The sequence below is a fragment of the Colwellia sp. BRX8-4 genome, from assembly GCF_014077345.1.
Taxonomy (GTDB): domain Bacteria; phylum Pseudomonadota; class Gammaproteobacteria; order Enterobacterales; family Alteromonadaceae; genus Colwellia_A.
Window position 1 is genome coordinate 208,615 of sequence record NZ_JACGVS010000003.1, and the last position, 26,545, is coordinate 235,159.

26 protein-coding genes and 1 pseudogene are annotated in these 26,545 nt (G+C 37.7%); 18 read left to right on the forward strand and 9 right to left on the reverse strand.

Going from position 1 to position 26,545, the window contains the following annotated elements; genetic code table 11:
- Positions 1 to 78 precede the first annotated feature (78 nt).
- Positions 79 to 1,101 carry a phospholipase A gene (locus H4J56_RS04345; protein WP_259368152.1) on the forward strand — a complete coding sequence of 341 codons (1,023 nt, stop codon included), beginning with the start codon at positions 79 to 81 and terminating at the stop codon, positions 1,099 to 1,101.
- A 61-nt stretch (positions 1,102 to 1,162) separates the two neighbouring features.
- On the opposite strand, the gene H4J56_RS04350 is transcribed toward H4J56_RS04345, so the two are convergent.
- On the reverse strand, positions 1,163 to 1,591 hold the full coding sequence (locus tag H4J56_RS04350; protein ID WP_182217973.1) for an organic hydroperoxide resistance protein: 429 nt from the start codon (positions 1,589 to 1,591) through the stop codon (positions 1,163 to 1,165).
- A gap of 110 nt (positions 1,592 to 1,701) precedes the next feature.
- Here H4J56_RS04350 and H4J56_RS04355 point away from each other — a divergent pair, with 110 nt between their 5' ends.
- The 3 genes from H4J56_RS04355 (at position 1,702) to H4J56_RS04365 (ending at position 3,873) form a co-directional block, all read left to right on the forward strand.
- Positions 1,702 to 2,142 (forward strand): MarR family winged helix-turn-helix transcriptional regulator, encoded by a 441-nt coding sequence (locus tag H4J56_RS04355; RefSeq protein WP_182217971.1) that lies wholly within the window; start codon positions 1,702 to 1,704, stop codon positions 2,140 to 2,142.
- Positions 2,143 to 2,214: 72 nt separating this feature from the next.
- Positions 2,215 to 2,847, forward strand: coding sequence for a TetR/AcrR family transcriptional regulator (locus H4J56_RS04360; protein ID WP_182217969.1), 633 nt, complete (start codon positions 2,215 to 2,217; stop codon positions 2,845 to 2,847).
- A gap of 45 nt (positions 2,848 to 2,892) precedes the next feature.
- Entirely contained in the window at positions 2,893 to 3,873 is a 981-nt protein-coding gene (locus H4J56_RS04365; protein WP_182217968.1) for an MDR family oxidoreductase, read from the forward strand.
- A 177-nt stretch (positions 3,874 to 4,050) separates the two neighbouring features.
- Here the strand turns inward: H4J56_RS04365 and H4J56_RS04370 are convergent, their stop codons facing one another.
- On the reverse strand, positions 4,051 to 4,566 hold the full coding sequence (locus tag H4J56_RS04370; protein ID WP_182217966.1) for a fused DSP-PTPase phosphatase/NAD kinase-like protein: 516 nt from the start codon (positions 4,564 to 4,566) through the stop codon (positions 4,051 to 4,053).
- A 454-nt stretch (positions 4,567 to 5,020) separates the two neighbouring features.
- Between H4J56_RS04370 and H4J56_RS19980 the strand changes: the two are divergent.
- A pseudogene (locus tag H4J56_RS19980) lies at positions 5,021 to 5,383 on the forward strand (methyl-accepting chemotaxis protein); the annotation flags it as partial.
- Positions 5,384 to 5,485: 102 nt separating this feature from the next.
- A complete protein-coding gene (locus H4J56_RS19985) occupies positions 5,486 to 5,836 on the forward strand; it encodes a CZB domain-containing protein (RefSeq protein ID WP_259364954.1) in 351 nt (116 codons plus the stop codon).
- A 357-nt stretch (positions 5,837 to 6,193) separates the two neighbouring features.
- Here the strand turns inward: H4J56_RS19985 and H4J56_RS04380 are convergent, their stop codons facing one another.
- Together H4J56_RS04380 and H4J56_RS04385 are read right to left on the reverse strand one after the other, a co-directional pair.
- On the reverse strand, positions 6,194 to 6,493 hold the full coding sequence (locus tag H4J56_RS04380; RefSeq protein WP_070374063.1) for a DUF3301 domain-containing protein: 300 nt from the start codon (positions 6,491 to 6,493) through the stop codon (positions 6,194 to 6,196).
- Between the two features lie 15 nt (positions 6,494 to 6,508).
- Complete coding sequence (locus H4J56_RS04385; RefSeq protein ID WP_182258933.1) at positions 6,509 to 7,558, reverse strand: DUF3549 family protein; 1,050 nt, start codon at positions 7,556 to 7,558, stop codon at positions 6,509 to 6,511.
- Positions 7,559 to 7,668: 110 nt separating this feature from the next.
- On the opposite strand from H4J56_RS04385, the gene truC reads away from it, so the two are divergent.
- Positions 7,669 to 8,427, forward strand: coding sequence for a tRNA pseudouridine(65) synthase TruC (gene truC / locus H4J56_RS04390; RefSeq protein WP_220465243.1), 759 nt, complete (start codon positions 7,669 to 7,671; stop codon positions 8,425 to 8,427).
- A 13-nt stretch (positions 8,428 to 8,440) separates the two neighbouring features.
- Here the strand turns inward: truC and H4J56_RS04395 are convergent, their stop codons facing one another.
- The 5 genes from H4J56_RS04395 to H4J56_RS04415 form a co-directional block, all read right to left on the reverse strand.
- The gene (locus H4J56_RS04395; protein WP_182215633.1) at positions 8,441 to 8,770 is read right to left on the reverse strand and encodes a hypothetical protein; all 330 of its coding nucleotides are present in this window, start codon (positions 8,768 to 8,770) and stop codon (positions 8,441 to 8,443) included.
- 268 nt (positions 8,771 to 9,038) lie between these two features.
- Positions 9,039 to 9,869, reverse strand: coding sequence for a 2,3,4,5-tetrahydropyridine-2,6-dicarboxylate N-succinyltransferase (gene dapD / locus H4J56_RS04400; RefSeq protein ID WP_182215635.1), 831 nt, complete (start codon positions 9,867 to 9,869; stop codon positions 9,039 to 9,041).
- Between the two features lie 37 nt (positions 9,870 to 9,906).
- On the reverse strand, positions 9,907 to 12,528 hold the full coding sequence (glnD, locus tag H4J56_RS04405) for a [protein-PII] uridylyltransferase (RefSeq protein WP_182215637.1): 2,622 nt from the start codon (positions 12,526 to 12,528) through the stop codon (positions 9,907 to 9,909).
- A gap of 116 nt (positions 12,529 to 12,644) precedes the next feature.
- Positions 12,645 to 13,433: a type I methionyl aminopeptidase gene (map, locus tag H4J56_RS04410; protein ID WP_182230101.1), complete on the reverse strand. Its 789-nt coding sequence runs from the start codon at positions 13,431 to 13,433 to the stop codon at positions 12,645 to 12,647.
- Positions 13,434 to 13,509: 76 nt separating this feature from the next.
- Positions 13,510 to 14,118, reverse strand: a complete 609-nt coding sequence (locus tag H4J56_RS04415; protein ID WP_182215641.1) for a hypothetical protein — start codon at positions 14,116 to 14,118, stop codon at positions 13,510 to 13,512.
- Positions 14,119 to 14,579: 461 nt separating this feature from the next.
- Here H4J56_RS04415 and rpsB point away from each other — a divergent pair, with 461 nt between their 5' ends.
- The 11 genes from rpsB (at position 14,580) to lpxD (ending at position 26,541) form a co-directional block, all read left to right on the forward strand.
- The gene (gene rpsB / locus H4J56_RS04420; RefSeq protein ID WP_070374057.1) at positions 14,580 to 15,308 is read left to right on the forward strand and encodes a 30S ribosomal protein S2; all 729 of its coding nucleotides are present in this window, start codon (positions 14,580 to 14,582) and stop codon (positions 15,306 to 15,308) included.
- A 122-nt stretch (positions 15,309 to 15,430) separates the two neighbouring features.
- Entirely contained in the window at positions 15,431 to 16,303 is an 873-nt protein-coding gene (gene tsf / locus H4J56_RS04425) for a translation elongation factor Ts (RefSeq protein ID WP_070374056.1), read from the forward strand.
- A gap of 144 nt (positions 16,304 to 16,447) precedes the next feature.
- Entirely contained in the window at positions 16,448 to 17,188 is a 741-nt protein-coding gene (gene pyrH, locus H4J56_RS04430; protein ID WP_070374055.1) for a UMP kinase, read from the forward strand.
- 24 nt (positions 17,189 to 17,212) lie between these two features.
- The gene (frr, locus tag H4J56_RS04435; RefSeq protein ID WP_070374054.1) at positions 17,213 to 17,770 is read left to right on the forward strand and encodes a ribosome recycling factor; all 558 of its coding nucleotides are present in this window, start codon (positions 17,213 to 17,215) and stop codon (positions 17,768 to 17,770) included.
- Positions 17,771 to 17,869: 99 nt separating this feature from the next.
- Positions 17,870 to 18,613 (forward strand): polyprenyl diphosphate synthase, encoded by a 744-nt coding sequence (gene uppS, locus H4J56_RS04440; RefSeq protein ID WP_182244092.1) that lies wholly within the window; start codon positions 17,870 to 17,872, stop codon positions 18,611 to 18,613.
- A gap of 60 nt (positions 18,614 to 18,673) precedes the next feature.
- Positions 18,674 to 19,543: a phosphatidate cytidylyltransferase gene (locus tag H4J56_RS04445; protein WP_182221573.1), complete on the forward strand. Its 870-nt coding sequence runs from the start codon at positions 18,674 to 18,676 to the stop codon at positions 19,541 to 19,543.
- Positions 19,544 to 19,556: 13 nt separating this feature from the next.
- Positions 19,557 to 20,804 (forward strand): 1-deoxy-D-xylulose-5-phosphate reductoisomerase, encoded by a 1,248-nt coding sequence (gene ispC, locus H4J56_RS04450; RefSeq protein ID WP_182215646.1) that lies wholly within the window; start codon positions 19,557 to 19,559, stop codon positions 20,802 to 20,804.
- Positions 20,805 to 22,160, forward strand: coding sequence for a sigma E protease regulator RseP (rseP, locus tag H4J56_RS04455; protein WP_182244093.1), 1,356 nt, complete (start codon positions 20,805 to 20,807; stop codon positions 22,158 to 22,160).
- A gap of 27 nt (positions 22,161 to 22,187) precedes the next feature.
- On the forward strand, positions 22,188 to 24,662 hold the full coding sequence (bamA, locus tag H4J56_RS04460) for an outer membrane protein assembly factor BamA (protein WP_182243469.1): 2,475 nt from the start codon (positions 22,188 to 22,190) through the stop codon (positions 24,660 to 24,662).
- A 146-nt stretch (positions 24,663 to 24,808) separates the two neighbouring features.
- Complete coding sequence (locus H4J56_RS04465; protein WP_259364978.1) at positions 24,809 to 25,327, forward strand: OmpH family outer membrane protein; 519 nt, start codon at positions 24,809 to 24,811, stop codon at positions 25,325 to 25,327.
- Positions 25,328 to 25,500: 173 nt separating this feature from the next.
- Positions 25,501 to 26,541 (forward strand): UDP-3-O-(3-hydroxymyristoyl)glucosamine N-acyltransferase, encoded by a 1,041-nt coding sequence (lpxD, locus tag H4J56_RS04470; RefSeq protein ID WP_220465242.1) that lies wholly within the window; start codon positions 25,501 to 25,503, stop codon positions 26,539 to 26,541.
- Positions 26,542 to 26,545: the final 4 nt, after the last annotated feature.

The window sequence follows — 26,545 nt, forward strand, 5'->3', positions numbered from 1 at the left end:
GTTTAGCGTTAGCGACTTATTGGCTTTTAAAACGGCTGTAACTGTTCGCTTTGTTTGTCTACTTAAAGGAATACTCTAATGAAAAATCCGCTGCCATTGGCATTTATATTAATTTTTGTTTCGACATACGTAAGTGCTAAGCAAGATAAAGCGTCATGCGTCATGAAGTTGTTTACCCTTGGCGCTGAATCGATGACGCTTGGCGAAATTAGATCTGTTTGTGCTAGCCAAGAAAATGATATCACTAGACAACAAAAAAAGACCGAGCAAACAGAATTACAGAGTAGAACAGGCGGTATTACCGATAGAATAAAACGTGAGAAAATGACTGAGTTTGAACCTTATGTGCTTACTCCTCATAGAATGAATTTTGTATTGCCAGCAATGACAACAAATAAAGTGAACAAGCAAGCATATAGATCCTTTGAAGGGTATGAAGACAACTTAGAAAATGTTGAAGCAAAATTTCAACTAAGCCTTAAAGTCCCCTTAAATTATGACAAAATATTTATAGAAGGCGATGGGCTTTACGCAGCTTTTACCTTAAGTGCCTGGTGGCAAATTTATGCGAGTGGCATTTCTAAACCCTTTCGAGAAACAAATTATCAGCCAGAAATATTCTATCTTGCACCGCTTAACTGGCATCCGTTTGGAGGTAATACGGGCTTTATTGTCGGGGTAGAGCACGAATCTAACGGGCGAGCACAAGACTTATCACGTAGTTGGAATCGTATTTACACACATATCCTTTTTGAGAAAGAAAAATTTGCGCTATCGATTAAACCTTGGATAAGGTTATCTGAGAAGGAAAAAACTTTTGCTTTAGATCCCGACGGAGACGATAACCCTGATATCGAAGATTACATGGGTAACTTTGAGTTAAGCATGGCCTATAAATGGCGTGACTATGAATTCAATTTCAAAGGTCGACAAAATTTCAGAAGTCATTACGGCGCTGCTGAGCTTGGTTTTACTTTTCCGCTGTGGGGTAAACTAAGGGGCTACGCAATGGTGTTTACTGGTTATGGTGAAAGCCTTATCGATTATAACTATAGTCAAACTAGGTTTGGTATTGGCATCTCACTCAGTGATATTTTATAGCAAAAAAAAACACGCGCTTTATTTTATAAAGGCGTGCTTTATTGTCAAACTATGTCGGATATTAAATTACTGAAAGTACGACTTCAATGTTACCACGTGTCGCATTTGAGTAAGGGCACACAAGATGCGCTTTATCTACCATTGTTTGCGCTTGTGCTTTATCCATATCACCTAATGATATCGCTAATTTTACCGCAATACCAAAACCACCTTCAATAGCACCAATAGAGACTTCTGAATTAATATAAGTTTCGCTCGGCAAACTGATTTTTTCTTCACCAGCAACAAATTTAAGTGCACCAATAAAACAAGCAGCATAACCAGCAGCGAATAATTGCTCAGGGTTTGTACCTTGTCCATCATCTCCACCTAAACCTTTTGGCGTAGATAAGGTTATGTCTAAGCGACCATCATCAGATTTTGCTGTACCTGCGCGGCCACCCGTTGCTGTTGCTTTTGCTGTGTAAGCAATGTTTTCTAATACGTTCATAATAAACTCCAAGTCATTAATATTTACTTTGTATGCAAAATATATAGGAAACAAATACTGATTGCAAATACTTTGTGTGCAAATTAAAATGTAACCTTCAGGAGAGTATTATGTCATTTGATCAATTAAAACTTAAAAACCAGCTTTGCCATCGATTATATATGGCATCAAACAGTATTGTTCGCGCTTACCGTGAGCCACTAAGCGAACTCAATATTACTTACCCCCAATATGTGGTCATGATGGCATTGTGGGAGCATGACAAAATAACTATTGCTGAGCTTTTAGATAAAACCATGATTGATGGTGGGGCGATGACACAAATTTTAAAGAAAATGGTTGATAAGCGCCTTCTCGAAATAATTAAAGACGACAACGACAAGCGCAAGCGCCTAGTGCAATTAACACAACAAGGGCAAGAATTAAAAATAAAGGCTGCAAGTATTCCTAATACAATCAGTTGCAAATTTACCCATATTAACAGCACACAAGCCAGCCAACTTATGGAATTACTCGACCTAGTAGTCAATGATTTAGCGATAAAAACATAACAAAATGTAAATAAACCACCAGTTAAAATAATAATACTCGCATTAACTAGACGATCGGTCTATTATTAATAAATGAATATTCCAGCAATTAAAGCACGCCGCGGTAGACCGCCCAAAGTAGCGCGTGAAAATCAAGATACCAAAGCGGAGTTAATTCGCAGTGGTCTAGAACAACTCACTGAAAATGGCTTTGCCTCTTCAGGAATTGATCAGATCTTAAAGAAAGTGGCTGTACCCAAAGGATCTTTTTATCATTATTTTGCCAGCAAAGAAGCTTTTGGTCAGGCGGTCATTGAAAACTACGCTAATTATTTTGCTAACAAGTTAGATGCATGTTTGTTGGATGAAGCATTTCCTCCTTTAACACGTATTAGTCATTTCGTTGAAAGCGCCAAAGTAGGCATGGTCCGCTATCAATTTAAGCGTGGTTGTTTAATCGGCAATCTAGGCCAAGAAATTGATTTACTTCCTGAAAGTTTTAGACAGCAATTGATTGATATATTCCTTTGTTGGCAGCATCGCTTGGCTACATGTCTCAGAGCAGCACAAAAGCAAGGTCAAATCTCACCAAACGCAGATTGCGATCGACTGGCTGAATACTTTTGGATGGGTTGGGAAGGCGCGGTTAGTAGAGCAAAGCTAGTTCAAAATACTTCACCCTTAGATAATTACCTGAATTTTTACATAGTCGGTTTACCCCGATAATTTTTTCATCATTTATAGACGATCGGTCTAAATAAGGAATAGCAGATGTTTAAAGGCATTTTAATTGAAAAAGACGACCAAGGTTACCGCGCGACAGTTAAAGATATTGACGACAACTTACTGCCAGAAGGTGATGTTACCGTTAAAGTTTCTCATAGCACGCTTAATTACAAAGATGCTTTGGCCATCACAGGTAAAGGTCCGGTAGTTAGACAATTCCCTATGGTTCCCGGTATCGATTTAGTCGGAACAGTTGAACACACTGAGAGTGATAAGTTTGAGGTTGGCGATAGTGTACTACTCAATGGTTTTGGTGTCGGTGAAGTGCACTGTGGCGGTTTAGCTGAAAAAGCTCGATTAAAAAGTGAATGGTTGATCCCATTGCCAAAAGCATTTACACCACGCCAAGCCATGGCTATTGGTACGGCAGGTTATACCGCGATGCTTTGTGTCATTGCACTTGAAAAAAATGGCGTCACTCCAGATAAAGGTGAAATTTTAGTGACCGGAGCAAACGGTGGTGTCGGCAGTTTTTCAATCGCAATCCTAGCGAAATTAGGCTATACAGTTGTTGCTTCAACAGGTCGCGTTGATCAAGTGAAATATCTAGAAAAACTAGGTGCATCAGCCGTTATCGACCGTGAAACGTTATCGCAACCTGGTCGCCCAATGACAAAAGAACGTTGGGCTGGCGCAATTGACTCAGTAGGTAGTCATACGTTAGCGAATGTTTGTGCGAGTATGAAATATGGTGGTACTGTTGCAGCCTGTGGTTTAGCGCAAGGCATGGATTTTCCTGCCTCTGTTGCACCTTTTATTTTACGTGGCATAACTTTAGCGGGTATTGATAGTGTGATGCGCCCACTCGCAGACAGGATTGAAGCATGGCAACGACTTGCTGATATTTTAGACCCCGATATTTTTGAAGATATTTCTACCGACATCACCTTGGTAGAAGCTGTCGATGTGGCCAGTGATTTAATGGCAGGTAAAGTGCGTGGTCGAGTGGTTGTTAATATCAGTTAGTGAAAGCTATAAGTTAAATGAGTAAAAACTGATATTTTGTAAGTTTTTACTCATAACTAAGATGTTCTATTAAAAATTTTTTATAATAGAACATCTTAGTTAGCTGTAACTGACAAAGAGTAAAGGCTCAAGTATTTCTTGAGCCTTTACGACATAAAGACAGCTGGATTGTTAACCTTATTGAGTCTTTAACACTTTTTTAACGGTAGCTTCTAAGCTAGTTAACCCCGCTTTTTTTCCTGTAACAATCGCCTCATCAATGCTTTTATTGTGATTGAAGTGCGCATCTAATGCGAACATAGCACCAACACGGTTACCGCTGGCGCAATGAACAAAAGCTTGTTCTTTATTTGTGATGGCAGCAGTAAATAATGCGAGATTTTCTTTATTGATATCACTGGCACCACGAATAGGTATCGCAATATAATTCATGCCCAAGGCTTCTACTTTAACTTGTTCGTCAAAATCGTCAAATTCACCAGTACCCCGTAAATTTATTACCGTTTTAATACCACTTTTTGACAGCATAATGAGATCATTTTCGCTGGGTTGCCCACCAATAATAAATTGCTGGCTATATTGTGTAGCATTTTTGGCTGAGAGCTTATCACTAACGTCATTAGCTTGGCTAAAACCAGATAAAGTGAACATTAAAATTAAAAAGATAAAAACTACGCTTGCTTGTTTATTCATTAGTGTACTTCCAATTGGCGAATTAACTTTATATGATTTTTGTTTTGAACATACTTTATGAAAAGATGTAAAAAAACGCTAGTCATAGCAGTTTTTTAATATATATTAATTGTATAAAACTTGATATTAAAGGTAGCAAAATAAAATGATTTTTGGTGCAAAAAACAAAGAAGAAATCTCTCGTTTGAAAATTGAGAATAACCAATTAAAAAATCGTATTGAATCACTAGAAGAAAAATTATTATTAGCCGAAAATGATAATTCTCAGTTAGCTGAAGATATGTCTACTAACGATAGTCGTGCTCGTACACATGAAGATCTGAATAAGCTTTGGATGCAGTCTTCAAGTTTAATTGACCAAATTCGTCAAGAGTTAGCATCTTCATCTACCGGTATGATTGAGCATCGTGATACCTTTCAGTCGTCGCAGCAACTCTTTGATCAAATCATGGATATGTTAGCAACAAATATTATTTCCACGTCAGAGATTTCTAATGAGACGCAATCGGCATCAACATCAGTTGACCAATTGAAAACAGTGACTTCTGGCATTAATGACTTTGTTAATATCATTAAAGGTATTTCTGATCAAACTAACTTATTAGCGTTAAATGCCGCCATAGAAGCAGCAAGGGCTGGAGAACAAGGCCGAGGCTTTGCTGTCGTTGCTGACGAAGTTAGAACATTAGCCCAACGCTCAGCGGAGGCTTCCAATGAAATATCTAACTTAATAGAGCAAGTTAATACACAAATGGGCGATGTTATTAATGGTATTGGCCAAGTAGGCGAGAAGAGCCAAGCAATAAGCGCCAGTACTTCTTCTATTGAAGATACCGCGAATCGTATTGTGTCATTATCAAAAAATATGTATTCGGTTATTACTCATTCAACAGCCGATGCATTTTTACAGACGGTTAAAATGGATCACGTTGTTTGGAAACTTGACGTCTATAAGGTGATGTTAGGTATGTCTGATAAATGCCTTGAAGATTTTGCTGATCATACTATGTGTCGATTAGGGAAATGGTTTTATCAAGGGGAGGGCGCTGAAAAATATGCAACACAAAGCGCTTTTAAACAAATAGAAGGCCCACATATCGATGTTCATAGTCATGGGCTTGAGGCGTTAAAGGCTCATAAGGCTGGAGACTCGGCTCGTGCATTAAAAGCCCTTACTGTTATGGAAAATGCGAGTTTTAAAGTGGTTGATGCATTAACGGGGCTTTCTCAACAAGTTGCTCAAAATATTAATTCAGCAACTAAAAAGTAGCACTTTAGCTTTTATTGTTCAGGATGGCCTCTCTCAGACATCCTGTCTTTTGATACATTAGTACATCCTTGCACGTCAACGGTCATGACAGCTCTTAGGTATCGATACCTTCGCTGCCAAGGAACGTATATGTTCAGGATGAACGGTATAACGTGGTGGCATGGATGCCAAAGAACGTATATGTTCAGGATGAACGGTATAACGTGGTGGCATGGATGCCAAGGAACGTATATGTTCAGAACTGCATGGATGCAGGGAGTAGAGAGTAGGGTAACGCAGCAGCAGTTACCGAGCGGCCAATGGCGGTCTGTGTTTATTATTTAGCTTTTAGTCGCTAGGTCACTCGTTGGTAAGTACTTATATTTTGTACATGGGAACATGGGTGTTTTCTAATTTGTAACCCTTTAATGTTGCTTGACCTTGATAACTTGACTCACCGTCACCGCTGAACTCAAAATCAAAAATACTGATCCAATGGGGTCCTAAAGCTTTGCTAAAGGTTAAGCGACTTGATCGCCGCGAAAGCGAAATGAACTGCAAACCATCTTTTTCACAATATGCTGTTATGTGGCGTAAAGCGAATTCTGAAACTTTTCTAAGGTAAATGAAATACCACAAAAATAAACAGACAATCAGTAATAAATAAATATTTTCCATTCTAGCTCTCTATCATTAGCGTTGAAATAACATACCAATAGCTTTACTTAACTCATCGCTACGGTTTGGCGCTCTCATACATTGAAATATTAATGGCCGTAAAGTAGGAATAGCCACTAAATCTTTAAAAATAGCTTGGAAAACGGCAATATCATGCTGAGTTACTAATAACTCCAAAAAAGACATGATTTGCGGTTCACTGGTGAAAACTTGCCAACATCTTCCAGCAATCACTATCGCTATTTCTTCAGACATTCCTTGTGCAGGCGACGCTTGCTTAATCAGGGTATTAATAAATATTACCACATGAGGGTGTTCACAACTTGATGATAAACTTCGTAATATAAAACTCAGCTCAGCGTTACTGTCTTCATCTTTTGCACTCTCACGCAGCTTAAATTCTGCAATGAGTCTATCAATAATATCTACTGATAACTTAACATTTTCTAATGCTGAACATAATGGCTTAAGAACCTGCGAAGGTAATTGAGGAAGAGCGTTGACTATTATTTTTTGTATTTCTTTAGCTGATAAACGTACGGCAAAATCATTTAAGCCTTGCACGCCTACGTTGTGGTAATCCTGCCAAGAATTTTCGCCCGATAAATAACTTAATGCGCCTGAAAAATATTGGCTACTATTATTTTTTGTTTCTAGCGAAATTAAACTGTTCATATAGGCTAGTTTGTATTGTGGCGGAGTAAAATGATAAGGATTACTTTTAAGTAAGGCTTCTTGTTGCTCGCTTGGCGCCGTACTAAGTTCAGCACCTAATGCTTCAATAATAATAGCTATAAAATGATCCCTTGCGGCTAAGTTAAGTAAACCACGCTCATCAAGAGGTATCTTTACAAACCATAAATATGGTGAAGCGTTTTGCTTTTGCCAAAAAGCTATTGCTATAAAGGCATGGCCTTGAGAAGGGAATGGATAAGGGATCTGGTTTGCTTCAATTTTAGTAAAACTATCTTTTGATAATTTATCTATTTTTCGGCCAATATCAAATACCCGATATTGAGAGCCAGAAAGCTTTAATAATTCAGAAATAGAAGAAATAGTATTCATAGCTTAAATAATAAATAAAATAATAATCGAATAATGTTGGCATTATAGAGATAATAATAGATCAATACTATTTGCTTTTTGCATAGCAGATAAGAAACCTAGAGATAATCATGCCTTTTGATGAAAAACCCATCTTAACGATATTATATCAAGATGATTACATTGTTGCCGTTGACAAACCAGCAGGACTTTTTGTTCATAGAAGTTATATGGATAAAGATGAAATATATTTTGCCTTACAATTGGTGCGTGACCAAGTGGGTAAATATGTTTATCCCCTTCACCGATTAGATCGCCCGACATCAGGTGTTCTATTATTTGGTTTAACCGAAGAAGTAGCCCGATTAATGGGGCAAGTGTTTATTGATAAAAAAATTCAAAAAACATACTTTGCTTTGACGCGTGGTCATTTACTGGGGGCAGGCGAAATAGATTATCCCCTTAAAGAGAAGCTCGATAAATTAGGTGATAAAAATGTTAGCCTTGATAAAGCACCGCAAGATGCTGTTACTCACTACGAGTCTTTATTAACTGCAAGTTTATCTATTAAGGTCGGTAAATTTGATAGTGTGCGTTATTCATTAATTAAATTACTGCCTACCACGGGAAGAAGACATCAAATTCGCCGTCATTTAGCACATTTACGCCATCCTATTTTAGGTGATATTAATTATGGGGATAATAAACAAAATCCATTTTTTATTGAACATTTTGGCTTTAAGCGGCTGATGTTAATCGCTAAAAAAGTGGTATTTATTCACCCTATTACCAACGTACAGCTGACAATTGAAGCTGAATTTGATCAGCAATGGCTAGAGGTTTTTGATGAACTATCTTGGGAGACTAAAATAATAAAGACCTTAACGTAATCATTAAATTAGCTTATTCAGCGGTAATAATACGAATAGAATTTACATCTCTAGCAATTAAAGCAGCATAAACATGTGTGGTTCGTTGGCTATTATCGTCGCTAATTTTTGGCCCTTTAATATTGACAGTATTAACAAAAATATCATTACTATAACGTTCGCGTTGCTGAGCAAATGCTAACATCATTTGCTGATCTTCCGTTACTGGACGATGAAGCAATGACATCATCAAATGATGGTCAGAGAGCAATGGTTTTTTTTCTATTGCTACTTGTGGGGTCGAGCGACAAGCCGTCAGAAATAAAGCGCTAAGAACAACAAGCAAAGTTAAAATATTTTTCATGATCAGTCAATAATAAAACAAGTGATACCTCTAGATGGCAAATGGTATGCCAAGTGTTTTATTGATTGTTAAATCAGTTGAGCTAAATGAAGTGAGGATAATTAATTAACTGTTATTTATAAAGAATTTTTAATTTTTTTATTTAATGAAAGCAGGTGTTTTTGTAAAGATCATTAACTTTGACAGCCAAGCTATAGCAAAGACTGTTCAGCTGTCAAAAAAATAGCGGTTATAAATTCACCGCTATTTTTACAAAGAATTTATCGCTTTATTCTTCTGATACCGAACGAAGTAAAGCATTAATACCAACTTTTGCACGTGTTTTAGCATCGACTTTTTTAACGATTATCGCTGCGTATAAACTGTAGGTACCACACTTAGAAGGTAAGTTGCCCGGTACGACTACTGAGCCTGCTGGCACACGTCCATAATGTATTTCACCCGTTTCACGGTCAAAAATGCGAGTACTTTGACCAATGTAAACGCCCATAGAGATTACAGCGCCTTCTTCAACAACTACACCTTCAACAATTTCCGATCGTGCACCAATAAAGCAATTATCTTCAATAATGGTTGGTCCTGCTTGTAAAGGCTCTAAAACTCCACCGATACCAACACCACCAGATAAGTGTACATTCTTACCAATTTGAGCACATGAACCGACAGTTGCCCATGCATCAACCATACAGCCTTCATCAACATAAGCGCCGATATTAACAAAGCTTGGCATAACCACTACATTCTTACCAATAAAACTACCCGTGCGCACAGATGCGCCAGGAACGACACGAACACCGTCAGCTTCAAAGTCTGCTTGTGTGTAATCAGTATATTTCATCGGAACTTTATCAAAAAAGGTACTTTCGGCGCCGTCGATGACTGCGTTGTCCCAAATTCTAAAAGAGAGTAAAACTGCTTTTTTTAGCCACTGATGAACAACCCATTCACCGGCTACTTTTTCTGCAACACGTGCTGAACCATCATTTAAGGCGGCTAATGCGTTTAACACCGCCTGCTTTACTTCAGTTGAAACCGTTTTTGGCGTGATGTTCATTCGATCTTCAAAAGCTTGTTCTATGGTGCTTTGTAAGTTTGACATGGTAATTCCTATTCTTTTAAATTTATGGTCTAAAGTGTTAAATGCTAAATTGTTTTTCACATAGCATCGCTGAAAGTTTTTGCTGTTGTTCTTGTGTTAACGCTAAATTATCAGTGTTTGAAACCGTAAAAACATCATCTATCTTTTCACCAAAAGTTGTGATTTTTGCTGAGTGAATATTTAGTTTGTTTTCTTGAAAAATTTTGGCAAATTTAGCTAATAGGCCGGGATGATCAAGCGCAATTATTTCTAATACCGTAGTTTTATCGGTTGCCGTTTCGATAAAGCTCACTTTAGTAGGAACTTTAAAGTTATCAATATAAGCGGGAGCAGGTTTGTTTTTTACTTTTGGCAGTGGCTTCATTAATGATTTAGTGAGTTTGTTTGCTATATCTAATGCCCGACTGCTGTCCGTAATCGCTCTGTTTTTTTGATCTAATACCACAAACGTATTTAAGGTATAGCCTTTCTTACTGCTAATTATTTTAGCATCATGAATCGATAAACGCTGCGCGTCGAGTAAGGTCACCATTTTTGCAAAAATATTTGCTGAGGCTTTGGTATAAATAAATATTTCAGTACCGCCTCGATAAGGTTTAGGACTGATCAACACTAAAGGTTTTACGATACTATGTTTTATTATATGACGGCTATGCCAAGCAATTTGTACCGGTGAATAACGTAAAAAATATTCGGCTTTAAGCTTTTTCCAAAAGGTTCTAATTTGATTAGCATCGCACTCGTAATCTTTGAGCAGTTCAAGTGCTTTTTCTTGGTTTTCTCGTGTTTTTGCACGTAAATCAACTTGTTTTTCGAGTCCGCGGCGAAAGGCTCTTTTGGTATTAAAATAAAGCTCTTGCAGTAAATTTGCTTTCCAGCTATTCCATAAACTTTCATTGGTTGCACGCATATCAGCAACGGTTAAACAATAGAGATAATCTAAGTGAGCTTCATCCCTGACAATAGCAGCAAAATTTCTGATCACTTCTTCATCAGCAATATCTCGACGTTGTGCGGTTACCGACATCACTAAATGGTTTTTGACTAACCAGGCTATCATGCGCCCATCGTGATCACTTATCGGGTGAACCTTGCTAAATTCTAAGGCATCAACTGCACCTAACTTTGCATGGTCACCACCACGACCTTTCGCAATATCGTGAAAAATGCCTGCAATATATAATACTTCTGGCTTACGAATACGCTGCATTATCTTGCTACAAAGCGGATAATCATTGTCGTGTTGAGGTTGGCTAAAACGGTAAATATTTTTAATTAAGCGGTAGCTATGTTCATCAACTGAATATGCATGAAATAAATCAAACTGCATCTGCCCAACAATACTTCGCCATTGTGGTAAATAAGCGGCAATAATCGAATGGCGATGCATTAAGCTAAAGGTTAATCCTAAGCCATTAGGATGCTTCATAATTTCGATGAAGATTCGTCGACATTCGGCGTAATCCATCAGCCCTGAAATTAAACGTCTACGGGCATTTCTTAATAATCTTAGTGTCTGAGGGTGTAAATCGGTAATATTTTCATTTTGAGCAACCAGTAAAAACAGTTCCATAATTTTTACTGAACTCATAAAAACTCTGTCATTTACTGCATTTATTTGGCCATCAATAATAATAAAATCTTTAGTCAGGGGGATCTTTTCAACCGGATGATTCTTTTTGATAATGGCATATTCAAAATGCTGTAATAGCATTTTATTAAGTTCAGCAACACGGCCAATAATACGAAAAAATCGCTTCATCATGCGTTCAATAGCAAATTTACCTTCATCACCAAAGCCCATTAAACTGGCAACTTCACCTTGGTAATCAAAGAGTAAACGGTTTTCATTACGACCCGCAATAATGTGCAAAGCGGCACGCATCCGCCATAGGTAGTCTTGACACTCTAATAATTCAAAAAATTCGTTTTGTGTTAAATAGTGATGGGCAACAAGTTCTTCAAGTGAGTCGGCAACAAAATGTCGTTTGGCAACCCAAGCTATGGTTTGAATGTCTCGCAGGCCACCCGGATTAGCTTTTAAATTGGGCTCTAGCGTATAAGAAGCACCATGGTATTGTTGGTGGCGTTCGTATTGTTCTTCGCGTTTGGCCAAGAAGAATTTTTTTGAGGTCCAAAAGCCATCTTTTGCCAATAACGGGTATAAATTCTGAGTGAGGGCTTCGTTGCCACAAATTTGGCGCATTTCCATCAGGTTTGTCGCTATGGTAACGTCGCTTTTTGCTTGTTTTACACATTCTTTAACACTGCGGACACTGTGACCAATATCGAGCTTTACATCCCATAGCTGAGTAATAAAAGCAGATATTTTTTCGGATAAGGCATCACTGATCTTTTCTTTAGTCAGTAATAATATATCGACATCAGAATAAGGATGTAATTCACCTCGACCATAACCACCAACAGCAAGTAAGCTAATTTGATCTTCATCTAAATTGTGCTGGCACCAAAGTTTATGGAGAATTTTGTCGACAAACTCTGAACGCGTTGATACTAATATGGATACCTCTACATAAGGAAATTTATCTTTTTGCCATTGCTGAAAATCGCGGCTAAGTTGACAAATATCTTGAGTAGAAATAAAAGGGGAGCTAACGGCTAATGGGGTACTATATTCTATCGGAAAAAGAGTTTGCATAGCTGAATATTTTACTCAATAAGTTAAGGCGATAGACATCATGCTTTATTTAGCCATTAAAAAGCAAATAACGACTATCGCTAACTTATACTTTGTTAACAAAACTAGTAATAAAACTAGTTATGTAGATGTCTTGGAATCGTATCATCGCTATGCAATGTTAAAATTTCACAGCCTGTGCGAGTAACCACAAGTGTATGTTCCCATTGTGCCGACTTTTTGCCGTCTAAGGTGTAAACGGTCCAATTATCTTCTTTATCTAGTAGTGTATTAGCACGACCAAGGTTAACCATAGGTTCGATAGTAAAACACATACCTTCAAGCATTTTTTCTTTGTCGGTATTTTTATAATGAACGATCTGTGGTTCTTCATGAAAAACGCTGCCAATACCATGGCCACAATATTCTTTTACAATAGAGTAACGACCTGATTTTTTTAAAAACTTTTGAATAGCAGTGCCAATCTCACCAAAGGTGTTGCCAGGTTTTACTTTTTTCAATCCGACGTACAAAGCTTCTCTGGTGATACGACATAAACGATTGTCTTCAAGACTTACTTCGCCAATAAGAAACATTTTACTGGTATCACCGTGATAGCCATCTTTAATAACAGTGATGTCCATATTAACGATGTCGCCATCAACTAATGGCACGTCGTTAGGAATACCATGACACACCACGTGATTAACTGAGGTACAAATTGATTTAGGAAAGCCATGATAATTTAATGGCGCTGAAATGGCATCTTGCACTTTGTCAGTATAGTCAGCGCATAGGGTATTTAACTCATTGGTTGTCACACCCGCTTTTACATAAGGTGTGATCATCTCTAATACGTCGGCGGCAAGTTTTCCTGCTATACGCATTTTTTCTATTTCTTGCTGAGTTTTAATTGTAATACCCATTTATTCCTCTATTGTCTGTTTAGTGTAAAGGCTACGGTTGTTATTTTGCCTAAAAGTGTCGTTATTGTCTATTGGTCTAGTTTTTTGCAAGTTCAAGCTCAACAGCTTCTATTATTGCACTAGGGTTTTGTAAATATAAGTTATGATTGAGTAAGGTTAGGTTTTCATTATGAGCAATTAGTAATGCGGGGATCGCTTTTGTACCAATATACTCTTGAAAGTCATAAATTTCTTGTAAAACAAATTCGGCTTCCTTAGCTATTTTACCTTCTTTAAATACTTTTGCAGGCGGTGATAGCTTAAGTTCATCAATGATAGGCTGAAAATCACTTTCGTGCGTAAACGCTGTGCCTTGTTCAAAATGCTGTTTTTGGATAGCGGTAATAAGCTCTAAAGTTAAGTGAGGCACTTTTTGACTGACCCATCCTATTAAATTAGCACTTAATGTTGAGTCTTTCTCTACGTTAAGTGTCTTCACATATTCGTGACTAAATTCAATGTTAGCGTCATCTTCAACGGCATCAATAGTTTTTCGGCTGACTTTCTCATCTCCTTCATAGTGAGCACTGTGCCATAAATTTAAAGTGATATTTGGATAAGCATCAGCAATTTCTTTAACTAAAGAAGTTGTCGCAAAGCTCCAAGGGCAGTGTGTGTCATAAATAAAAAAGAGTTCAGTAGACATGGTCATATATCGCCGTAGTGTTAAGTCAAAAATTTAATAAAATATAGAACCGCTAATTTTAGCGCGTACAGTAAAATTATCCCAGTAATATTATTACTATATTAATTAAGAAATATTGACCTTTAATTGTTAATTTCTAGCCTTTGGTAAATTAATATGGTATAAAGTGCGCCGTTAAATTTGTCGATTGAATAGCATAGTTATTTAGATTTTATCTAAGTATTACTCAGTGTTTTCGGTTATCCGATTACTAACTTGTTGTTATCGATAGTGTTTAGCTTTTAAACTTGTATTATTAAAAATAATAATACTTATTATAAATTCACATACATTTATTAAGAATATGTCGGGGTGCTCAGTTTGAATTTGTCTTAATTATAAGCAAATAATCGAACAATAAAGAGTCAGGTATATTTGAATGTATGAACGCTTAACCCCCTAAACCAAATAAAGGAAAAATCATGCCAAACGTTTCTATGCGCGATATGCTTAAAGCAGGTGTTCATTTCGGTCACAAAACCCGTTACTGGAACCCAAAAATGAAAACTTACATTTTTGGTTCACGCGATAAAGTTCATATCATCAACCTTGAACAAACTGTTCCTATGTTCAATGAAGCCCTTGCTTTCTTATCAGGTGTTTCTGCGAAAAAAGGTAAAGTTTTATTTGTTGGTACTAAGCGCGCTGCAAGCGATGCAATTAAAGATGCTGCTATCAAATGTGATCAGTTTTACGTTAATCACCGTTGGTTAGGTGGTATGTTGACTAACTGGAAAACAGTTCGTCAATCAATCAAGCGTTTAAAAGATCTTGAAGCACAAAGCTCTGACGGTACTTTTGAAGCTCTTACTAAAAAAGAAGCTTTGATGCGTACACGTGAAATGGAAAAACTTGACAAAAGTCTTGGTGGAATCAAAAACATGGGTGGTTTACCTGACGTTTTATTCATCATTGATGCTGATCACGAACACATTTCTATTAAAGAAGCTAAAAACTTAGGTATTCCAGTAATATCTGTAGTTGATACAAACTCAAACCCAGATAACATTGATTTCATTATCCCGGGTAACGACGATGCAATTCGCGCTGTGACTTTATACACTGATTCTGCTGCTAACGCAGTTTTAGCTGGTCGTGAAAAGAACATTGTTGTTCAAGCTGAAAAAGACGGTTTTGTAGAAGCTGAATAATTTCAGTTTTTCATAATCTTTTTTGCTATTGCCACAAGCGTGTTAGCGCTTGTGGCAACATATTAATATTTATGCCCGGCTTTAAATAGTTTAGGGGATAACAAAATTTGAGGAATTCTCTCATGGTAATTACTGCTGCAATGGTAAAAGAACTTCGTGAACGCACAGCTGCGGGCATGATGGATTGTAAAAAAGCTTTACAAGAAGCTGAAGGCGACATGGAACTTGCGATTGAAAATATGCGTAAGAACGGTCAAGCAAAAGCGGCTAAAAAAGCCGGTAACATCGCTGCTGAAGGTGCTATTTTAATTAAAAGCGCTGATGGCGTTGCTGCACTTCTTGAAGTTAACTGTCAGACTGATTTTGTTGCAAAAGATTCTAACTTCTTAGGTTTTGCTAACGAAGTTGCAGACGCTGCTTTAGCATCAAAAGCGACAATCGAAGAGTTACAAGCTCAATTCGAAGAAAAGCGTATTACGCTTGTGACTAAAATTGGTGAAAACATCAATATCCGTCGCGTTTCATACGTTGAAGGTGCTGCATTAGCTTCATACAGCCATGGCGCTAGTATTGGTGTTGTTGTTGCTGGTGAAGGCGATGCTGAATCATTAAAGCACATTGCTATGCACGTTGCTGCAAGTAAGCCTGAATTTTTAACACCTGAAGATGTTGCTGATAGTGTTGTAGAAAATGAACAACGTATTCAACTAGATATCTTAAAAGCTGAAAACGATGCTCTTGATGATAAAAAGAAAAAACCTGTTGAATTACTTGAAAAGATCATCATAGGTCGTATGAAGAAATTTACCGGTGAAATTTCTTTGACAGGTCAAGCATTCATCATGGAACCTAAGAAAACTGTTGGTGTTGTTCTTAAAGAGAAAGGCATTACGGTTTCTAACTTTGTTCGTTTAGAAGTTGGTGAAGGCATTGCTAAGAAAGAAGAAGATTTTGCTGCTGAAGTTGAAGCACAAATTGCTGCATCAAAAGCTTAATTTTTAAGCATTTAATTCAGTAAAACAGTTCTTTTTTCAGTTTAGACTTTCGATAGTCAGCTAAACGTATTAAAATAGCCGCGGTCAAATTGATCACGGCTATTTTTTTCGCCTATTTATAGACAAAATACAGGAATGTTTTTTATGAGCATCAGTCCAAAACCAATATATCGTCGAATTTTATTAAAACTTAGTGGTGAAGCCTTAATGGGTGAAGAGGGTTTCGGTATCGACCCTAAAGTTTTGGATCGTATGGCTCAAGAAATTAAAGAACTGATTGAAATGGGCATCCAAGTGGGTTTAGTTATTGGCGGCGGTAATTTGTTCCGTGGCGCTGGTCTTGCAGAAGCAGGAATGAACCGCGTTGTTGGTGACCAAATGGGTATGTTAGCAACCGTAATGAACGGTCTTGCGATGCGTGATGCCTTACATCGCGCTTTTGTTAATGCTAAATTAATGTCTGCTATTGACTTGGCAGGTGTTTGTGACCGTTATAACTGGGCTGAAGGCATCAGTTTATTAAAATCTGGCCGTGTTGTTATTTTCAGTGCCGGTACCGGTAATCCTTTCTTTACCACAGATTCAGCAGCCTGTTTACGCGGCATTGAGATTGAAGCTGATGTGGTTTTAAAAGCGACTAAGGTAGATGGCATCTACTCAGATGACCCTGTTAAAAACCCTGATGCTACCTTATATAGCCAATTAAGTTATAACGAAGTATTAGAAAAAGAACTCAAAGTAATGGATTTAGCCGCATTTACGCTCGCGCGTGATCACAATATGACTATTCGTGTTTTTAATATGAATAAGCCAGGTGCACTAAAAGCAGTGGTAATGGGCGGTAATGAAGGTACAACTATCGACCATTCAGAAAATTTAGTTTAATTTTTGATTTAAAGGAAATTCAACGTGATAAATGAAATAAAACAAGATGCTCAAGACCGTATGAGTAAAAGTATCGAATCATTAAAAAGCAATTTAAACAAAGTAAGAACGGGGCGAGCACATCGTTCTTTACTTGATAATATTGTTGTTGATTATTACGGTATGGAAACACCATTAAGTCAAGTGGGCAACATTGCTACACCTGATGCGCGTACTTTAGCGATTACTGTCTTTGATAAAGGCATGATCGGCGCGGTAGAAAAAGCAATTTTGAAATCTGATTTGGGCTTGAACCCATCATCTCAAGGAACACTTATTCGTATTCCTTTACCACCTTTAACAGAAGAGCGTCGTAAAGATCTTGTTAAAGTGGTTAAAAATGAAGCTGAAAATGGCAAGGTCGCTATTCGAAATATTCGCCGCGATGCTAATTCAGATGTAAAATCATTGAATAAAGAAAAAGAAATTAATGATGATGAAATGCATCAGTCTGAAGATGATATTCAAAAATTAACCGATACTTATGTAAAACAGGTTGATGATATCTTATCTATTAAAGAAAAAGAGTTAATGGAAATATAACTTCTTTAACCGATAATATAAACCGTAGTTATTAAATGATCACTACGGTTTTTTTTACAGAAAATTTGAATCTAGCTTGATTAGTATGACGGAACGATTATGACTGAAGCAATAACAGATACTTTAATCAAAGTGCCGCAACACGTTGCCATTATAATGGATGGTAATGGACGCTGGGCACAACAACGTGGAAAAACACGGGTTGCAGGTCATAAATCAGGTGTTGAATCAGTTCGAACATCAGTGAGTACTGCGATAAAATACGGGGTGAAAGCATTAACACTTTTTGCCTTTAGTAGTGAAAATTGGCAACGTCCAGAACAAGAAGTTAGCGTATTGATGGATTTATTCATGTTTGTGCTAACACGAGAAGTGAAAAAGCTTCATAAAAATGATGTGCGCTTCCAAGTGATTGGCGATGTTTCACGTTTTTCAGAAAATTTACAAAAAAAAATAAAAGTTTCAGAAGATTTAACCGCAAACAATAAAGGTATGGTATTGTCTGTTGCAGCTAACTATGGCGGACGTTGGGACATAGCTAATGCCGCTAAAGTTTTAGCTGAAAAAGTATCCAATAACACCATGTCTGTTGATGATATAACCGAAGAAACACTCCATCAATATACTTGTTTAGCTAACTTACCTGAACTTGATTTACTTATTCGTACCGGTGGTGATTTTCGCATAAGTAATTTTTTGCTATGGCAAGCAGCTTACGCAGAATTTTATTTTACAGAAACACTATGGCCTGATTTTGATGAACAAGCGCTCATTAACGCAATGGGATGCTTTGACCAAAGAGAACGACGTTTTGGTCAAACAGGTGAACAAATAAAAATTTAAGACTATAAATTAAAAACAATAATAACGATAAAATTAAATAGCATTTATAAGGGTTTCCATTTGTTAAAACAACGTATTATTACCGCTGTTATCTTAGCGCCTTTAACTATTTTCGCCATTTTCTATTTACCTCTAGATCAATTTGCGGCTTTGTTTATGGCTGTTATGGCTATTGGTGCATGGGAGTGGGGGCCTTTAATGGGCTTTGCCAATAAACGCCGTCGTCTTGCTTTTGTTTGTGCGACGATTATTCTTATATCTGTGCTTTGGTACGCACTACCATTGTTACAACTCTGGTCTAATGATGGGCAGCTCCATTCAGGTGTGTCGCTGGTATTATGGATTGCTGTTGCTTGGTGGGTGCTATCAGCAACGCTAACCTTTCTTTATCCTCGCTACAGTAAGTTTTGGTCAAGCCATCGCTCGATTCGTGGTGTATTTGGCTGGTTAACGCTTATTCCTACTTGGCTCGCTTTTATGGTGCTGCGCAGTAATGATTACAACCAAGATCCGTATAATGGCGCTCAGCTGATTATGTTTTTATTCTTAATGGTGTGGAGTGCTGATGTAGGTGCTTATTTTGTCGGTAAATCTATCGGTAAACGTAAACTCTTACCCAATGTCAGTCCAGGCAAAACCCTCGAAGGCTTTATTGGTGGTGTTGTTTGTGCCTGTATCTTTATCAGTATTGCCGGTTACTCGCTCGGATGGCAGCAACATCAATTTACGTTAGCGTTAATTGTCACCGCTATCATCACAACAGTGTCAGTGCTAGGTGATTTAAATGAAAGTATGTTTAAACGACAAGCAGGCATAAAAGACAGTGGCGCAATCTTACCTGGTCATGGCGGTATCTTGGACAGAATTGATAGTTTAACGGCTACTGCGCCGATTTATGCATTATGTTATGCCTTATTAGGCTGGCAGTAGGTTGATATAAACGATGCGTAAACTTTGTATTTTAGGTTCAACAGGATCGATAGGTGTTAGCACCTTAGAGGTTGTTAGACTTCATCCCACGTTATTTTCTGTTGAGTCTTTATCGGCGAATACCCGGGTTGATGAAATGTTGGCGCAGTGTCTGGAATTTAAACCGAGCACTGTCGTTATGGTGGCCGAGCATGCGGCACAAGCTTTAAAAGTAAAACTCGACCAAAACGGTTTACAAAATATTGAAGTACTCAGTGGCGGACAAGGCTTAATTGATATTGCTCAAGCTGATACCTCAGATACTGTTATGGCTGCTATTGTTGGAGCGTCAGGTCTTTTGTCTACTATGGCTGCAGTTAAGTCGGGTAAAAGAGTACTGTTAGCAAATAAAGAAGCTTTAGTGACTTCAGGCGCTTTGTTTATAGATGCGGTTGAAAAGTATGGTGCAGAATTATTGCCGATAGACAGTGAACACAATGCTATTTTCCAGTGTTTACCCGCTAATGTACAAGCTAAGCCAGGTCGATGCGACTTAGCAAGTAATGGCGTCAGTAAAATATTACTGACCGGCTCAGGTGGTCCGTTTAGAACTTTTTCAGTCGAACAGTTAGCAGAAGTAACCCCAGCACAAGCGTGTGCCCACCCTAATTGGGAAATGGGCCGTAAAATTTCTGTAGACTCTGCGACCATGATGAATAAAGGTCTAGAATTTATTGAAGCAAAATGGTTATTTAATATCGACCCTGACGATATCCACGTTGTTTTACATCCGCAAAGTACCATTCATTCAATGGTGCAATATAAAGACGGTAGCGTGATAGCTCAAATGGGTAATCCTGATATGCGTACCCCCATTGCTCATGCCTTGGCTTATCCGCAGAGAATTGATTCAGGTGTCGCACCCTTAGATTTTTTCAATACGCCATCATTTGAATTTGAAGATGTCGATTATCAAAAGTATCCTAATTTAAAATTAGCCATAGCGGCTTGTAAAAGTGGCCAAGGTGCATGTACAGCCTTAAATGCCGCTAATGAAATTGCCGTTGATGCTTTTTTGAACGAAAAAATAAAATTTACTGATATTGCAAAAATAAATGAAACTTCTGTGAATAAATTTGTCTCAGAAAGGGTGGCATCAATTGATGATGTCGTTGCGCTTGATGCAAGTGCTAGAGAATTTTCACGTAATTTAATTGCCAGTGGCTGCTTTGTAGTCAATGATGTGGCGATTAATGAAGTTAACGAAAAAGGTAATCTATAGTTGTTTGATTTTTTTTGGAATTTAGCCTCTTTTGTTGTCGCTTTAGGTATTTTGATTACGGTGCATGAATACGGCCATTATTGGGTTGCCCGCAGAAACGGCGTGCAAGTAGAGCGTTTTTCAATTGGCTTTGGCAAAGTATTATGGCGAAAAGTTAATAAAGAAGGTACAGAGTTTGTTATCGCCTTAATTCCATTGGGTGGTTACGTTAAAATGCTTGATGGCCGCGTTGATGAGGTCAAACCCGAAGATATTGATAAAACTTTTAATAATAAAACGGTTTATCAGCGTATAGCGATAATTGCTGCTGGGCCTCTAGCAAACTTTGCTTTTGCTATTTTTGCTTTTTATCTGATGTTTCTAATTGGTGTGCCGAGTGTAAAACCGATTGTTGGTGAAATAATGCCAGAATCTATAGCGCAGCGGGCGAATCTTACCAGTAACAGTGAAATCATTGAAGTTGCCGGTCAAAAGACCTTAGATTGGCAAGATGTCAATCTAGCGTTAGTCTCGCAAATAGGTGAGAGCGCTTTTACTATAAAAACAAAAGAACAAGGTAGTGCTTCACCGAAAACTTATAATTTGGATGCGGCTAACTGGTCTTTTTCACCCGATAAAGAATCAGCCATTAGTAGTTTAGGTATTGCTCCTTATAGAGCCGCTGTTTATGCTGAGCTAGCTTTTATTGAAGAAGGTAGTGTTGCAGATAAGGCCGGTCTAAAAGTTGATGACAAGTTAATTAGCATCAATAACGAAAGTATTAATGGCAGTTGGGCGATGTTTTCAAAAAATATTAGTCAACTTCCGGAACAAAACGTTATTTTAGTCGTCGAAAGACTTGGTGAAAACAAAGAGATAATGGTAACACCGGCTTTAATTGAACGTGCGGGTAAGAAAATAGGTTATTTGGGTGTGGTTCCAAAATCTGACTCTTACCCAAAAGAATATTTATTTGAGTTACGTTACGGCGTTGTTGATGCTTTAGGACAAAGCTTACAGCGTAGTTGGAACTTAGTAGTATTGAGTTTTGACATGATAGGCAAGCTCTTGACGGGTGATATTTCTGTTAAGAACTTAAGTGGGCCTATTTCTATCGCACAAGGAGCAGGAAGTAGTGCACAATATGGTTTGGTATATTTCCTAGGTTTTCTGGCTTTAATTAGCATTAACTTAGGTATTATAAATTTATTACCTTTACCAGTGCTTGATGGCGGGCATTTATTTTATTATCTTGTGGAAATTGTCACAGGTAAACCCGTATCAGAAAAAATACAAGAAATAGGTTTTAAGTTTGGTACACTAGCCCTCTTAGGCTTAATGAGTATCGCATTATTTAACGATTTTTCGCGGTTATAACAAAAGAAGTAATAAAAGTTAGCATTTATGATAATTAAAAAAATTGCCCTTGCGGTATTATTAGGTGCCTTAGGTACAACAGCACAAGCCTCTGAAGAATTTCAAGTAGAAGATATTGAAGTAAAAGGGTTACAGCGTGTCGCACTCGGCGCTGCTTTGACTCATATCCCTTTTAATACGGGAGATACGCTCAATGAATTCCGTATTTCTCAGTCGATAAAGTCTCTCTACAAGTCAGGACATTTTAATGATGTTGTCGTTTATCGTGAAGGTAATAGAGTTATCTATCGTGTTCATGAGCGTTCAACGATCAGTGAAATCACCTTCGATGGCAATAAAGACTTAAAAGCAGAGCAACTAACTGAGAGTCTTGACGGCAGTAATATTCGAGTCGGTGAAACACTCGACATGACTATAATTTCCGGTATTGAGGTAGGCTTAGAAGATTTCTACCACAGTATTGGTAAATATAATGCCGATGTAAAAGCTGAAATTATTCACTTGCCTCGTAACCGTGTTGACATAAATTTTGTTTTCACCGAAGGCGATGCTGCAGCTATAGAGCAGATTAACGTCGTTGGTAACGAGATATTTTCTGATGTTGAGCTTCTTGAACGCATAGAACTTACCTTTGATTCTCCTTGGTGGGATTTTATGGCGCAAGACCGCTATCAAAAACAAACCTTACAAGGTGATATAGAAACGATTAAAAGTTACTATTTAGACCGTGGTTATCTGCAATACAAAGTAGACTCGACTCAGGTGTCAATGACCCCTGATAAAAAAGCGGTTTATATTGCCTTGAATATCACTGAAGGTGAACAATTTAAAGTCAGTGAAATAGATTTTATTGGTGATATGGTTGGGTTTGAACGTACGATCCGAGCTATTAACCCATTACGTCCAGGTAAACTTTATAATGGTGCAGAGGTAACGTATACCGAAGAAACTATCAGCCGTTATCTAGGCCGTTATGGTTATGCTTACCCGAAAGTAACCGTTATTCCTGAAATTAATGAAGAAGAAAAAACGGTTAAACTGACTATTTCTATTGACCCTGGCAAACGTGTTTACGTTAACCGTATTAACTTCGAAGGTAATAATGTTACTGCCGATAAAGTACTACGCCGTGAAATGCGTCAAATGGAAGGTGCTTGGTTATCGAATAATGCTGCCGAAAGTTCAAAAGCATGGCTACAGCGTTTACCTTATTTGGAAGATGTTGAATACGAAACTAAACAGTTACCAGGTGATGATGACTTAGTTGATATTGACTTTACGGTTAAAGAGCAACCCTCAGGGTCTTTTACTGCCGGTATTGGTTATGGTTCTACGACTAATTTAAGTTTAAGTGCAGGTATACAGCAAAACAACTTTTTAGGAACGGGTAACCGCTTGGCATTTAATGTTAATACTATGAGTTATCAGCAAAGTGCGAGTATTTCTTATACCGACCCATACTTTACTGTAGATGCTGTTTCTTTAGGCGGGCAAATATATTACAGCGAGTTTAATGCGGGTAATGCGAACTTAGTTGAATACAACAATAGAACTTATGGTGTTGGGCTTAACTTAGGCTTTCCTATTAATGAATATGTTCGTTTAAACTTTGGCGTAGGTTACAAAAGTAACGGTATTACACGTTTACAAACTTATGAACAAATTCAACAATTTTACGAGATATATTCTGATCCTAATAATCCTGATGGTGGTTTAGAATTTGAAAGTTTCGATTTATCGATGGCTATATCTCGCACGACATTAAACCGTGGTACCTTTCCAACAGACGGCTCAAGTCAAAGTTTGACTTATAAAATGACAACGCCAAATTCAGATGTTGATTATTTTAAAATTAACTTAGACACTAAATGGTACTTCCCATTAACACAAGATCAACGTTGGACAGTGCTAGCACGTTTAAACGCCGGTTACGGTAATGGTTATGGCACCATAGATGGTAATGACCAGATATTGCCTTTCTGGGAAAACTTTAGAGCGGGCGGTTCTGATACATTACGTGGCTTTGAAAATAACATTGTTGGCCCACGTGCGGTATTTCGCTATCCAACACAAATCACAGGTACTCCTGATCCGGTCGAGGGTGGAAGTAGTTGTTGTTTAGGGCAAGATCACGATTTTATTAACGTCTCACAGCGTTCTGTTGGTGGTAATGCCATTATTGTCGCGGGTATCGAACTTATTGTACCAACACCATTACTTGATGAAGGTTTCTCGAACAGTGTTCGTACCAGCTTTTTTGTCGATGTTGGTAATGTTTGGGATACAGAGTTCAACTTAGAAGACTACAACGATTTAGTAACCTCTGAATTTGAAAAGATTGATGATTATTCAGATGTTGGTCGTTATAGAAGCTCTGCCGGTTTATCAGTGCAGTGGTTATCTCCTATGGGCCCAATGATCTTTAGTTTCGCGAAAGCACTAAAATCAGAAAAAGACGATGATAAAGAGTTCTTTAGTTTTAATATAGGTAAAACATTTTAATAAAGAGAACTTTCAGGCATAGTGCGTATAAATTTACTAAGGGGGTTTAATTCTTATAGTTAGCCCCCATAGCTATTACATGACAATTATAAAAATTAATGCAACTTATATCAAAGTTGTGAAGTAATAATATTTTGGAGATAAAATTGAAAAAATTCATTAAAACAGTTACTTGCTCTGCAGTAGCGTCAACGTTGTTATTAGCAAGCTCTGTAATGGCTGCTGATCAAAAAATCGCCGTGGTTAATTTCCAAGAAGTGATGAGTAAAATCCCACAAACAACGGCAGTAATGCAGGTACTAGAAGCTGAGTTTAAAGATGATAAAGCTATTTTAGCTCAGTTAGAAAAAGACATTAAGTACTACCAAGAAAAGAAACAGCGCGACGGTTCATTAATGAGCGCTAAAGATATCGAAGAACTTGATACTCAAATCGCAACATTATATCAAGATTACCAAGCTAAAGGTAAAGCGTTCCAACAAGCAACTGGCTTGCGTAAGAACGAAGAAACAAACAAAATTATAGCCTTGGTTCGTCAAGCTATCGACAGCATTGCTGCAAAAGACAAATATGACCTTGTTTTAGAACAGCAAGCCGTTATTTTTGCTAAGCCAGATGCAATGATCACTAATAAGGTTGTTGAACAGGTTAGTAAACTTAACTAAGTCTACCGCTAAGTAGTAGATATAAGGTTAATTTAAGCCTTACCGTTATAAAACTTGCAACTATTATTAATAATATTAGTTGCAAGTTTTTTTTCTAGCCTAATAAAATCATATTGGTTTTAGCGTCTTTTCCAGTTATGCTCATTGAGCATCCATAAAAATATTAAGTGTTTATGTCTTATACTCTCAAACAGCTAGCTGAAAAAATTGGTGCTGAGGTTCATGGTGATGAAACATATATCATTCATTCACTTGCCACATTATCAACAGCTAATGCACAACAAATTGCATTTTTAGCCAATAAAAAATACAGCCAACAGCTTGCTGATACTAAAGCTGGTGCGGTTATTATTTCTTCTCAACACCTTAATGACTGTAATACCCATGCGCTAGTGATGAATAACCCCTATTTGGGTTATGCACTTACCGCACAATTACTTGATACCACTCCAAAACCGGCTAACAGTATTCATCCCTCGGCTCAAATTTCAGCGGATGTTACTTTAGGTGATAATGTCGCCATCGGCGCTAATACTGTGATAGAGCAGGGCGTAGTTATTAGTGATAATGTTACCATTGGTGCGGGCTGTTTTATTGGTGTTCAAGCAAAAATCGGCGCAAGTACTAAATTATGGTCCAATGTTAGCATTTATCATCGTGTTGAAATTGGCCAAGATTGTCTAATTCAAGCGAATACGGTTATTGGCTCTGATGGCTTTGGTTATGCAAATGACCAAGGTAAATGGTTGAAAATACCTCAGCTGGGAAGCGTTATTATTGGTAACAAAGTCGAAATTGGTGCCAGCACGACTATCGATCGTGGCGCGCTAGAAAATACAGTGATTAAAGATGGTGTTATTTTAGATAATCAAATTCAAATTGCTCATAATGTTGTTATTGGTGAAAATACCGCGATGGCAGCTTGTAGTGTTATTGCAGGCAGTACCGTTATTGGCAAAAATTGTGTGATAGCGGGCCTTGTTGGTATTAATGGTCATATTGAAGTTGCTGATGGTTGTGTTTTTACCGGCATGACCATGGTGACCAAAGATATTAATGAATCCGGTGTTTATTCTTCGGGCATGCCGTGCCAACCAAATAAAGAATGGAATAAAAATAATGCCAGAATTCGCAAATTAGAAAGTATACTTAAGCGCATTAAGAGTGCAGAGCATGACATCGAGCACTTAAACAATATTATTGAAAAGGAATAGTCCG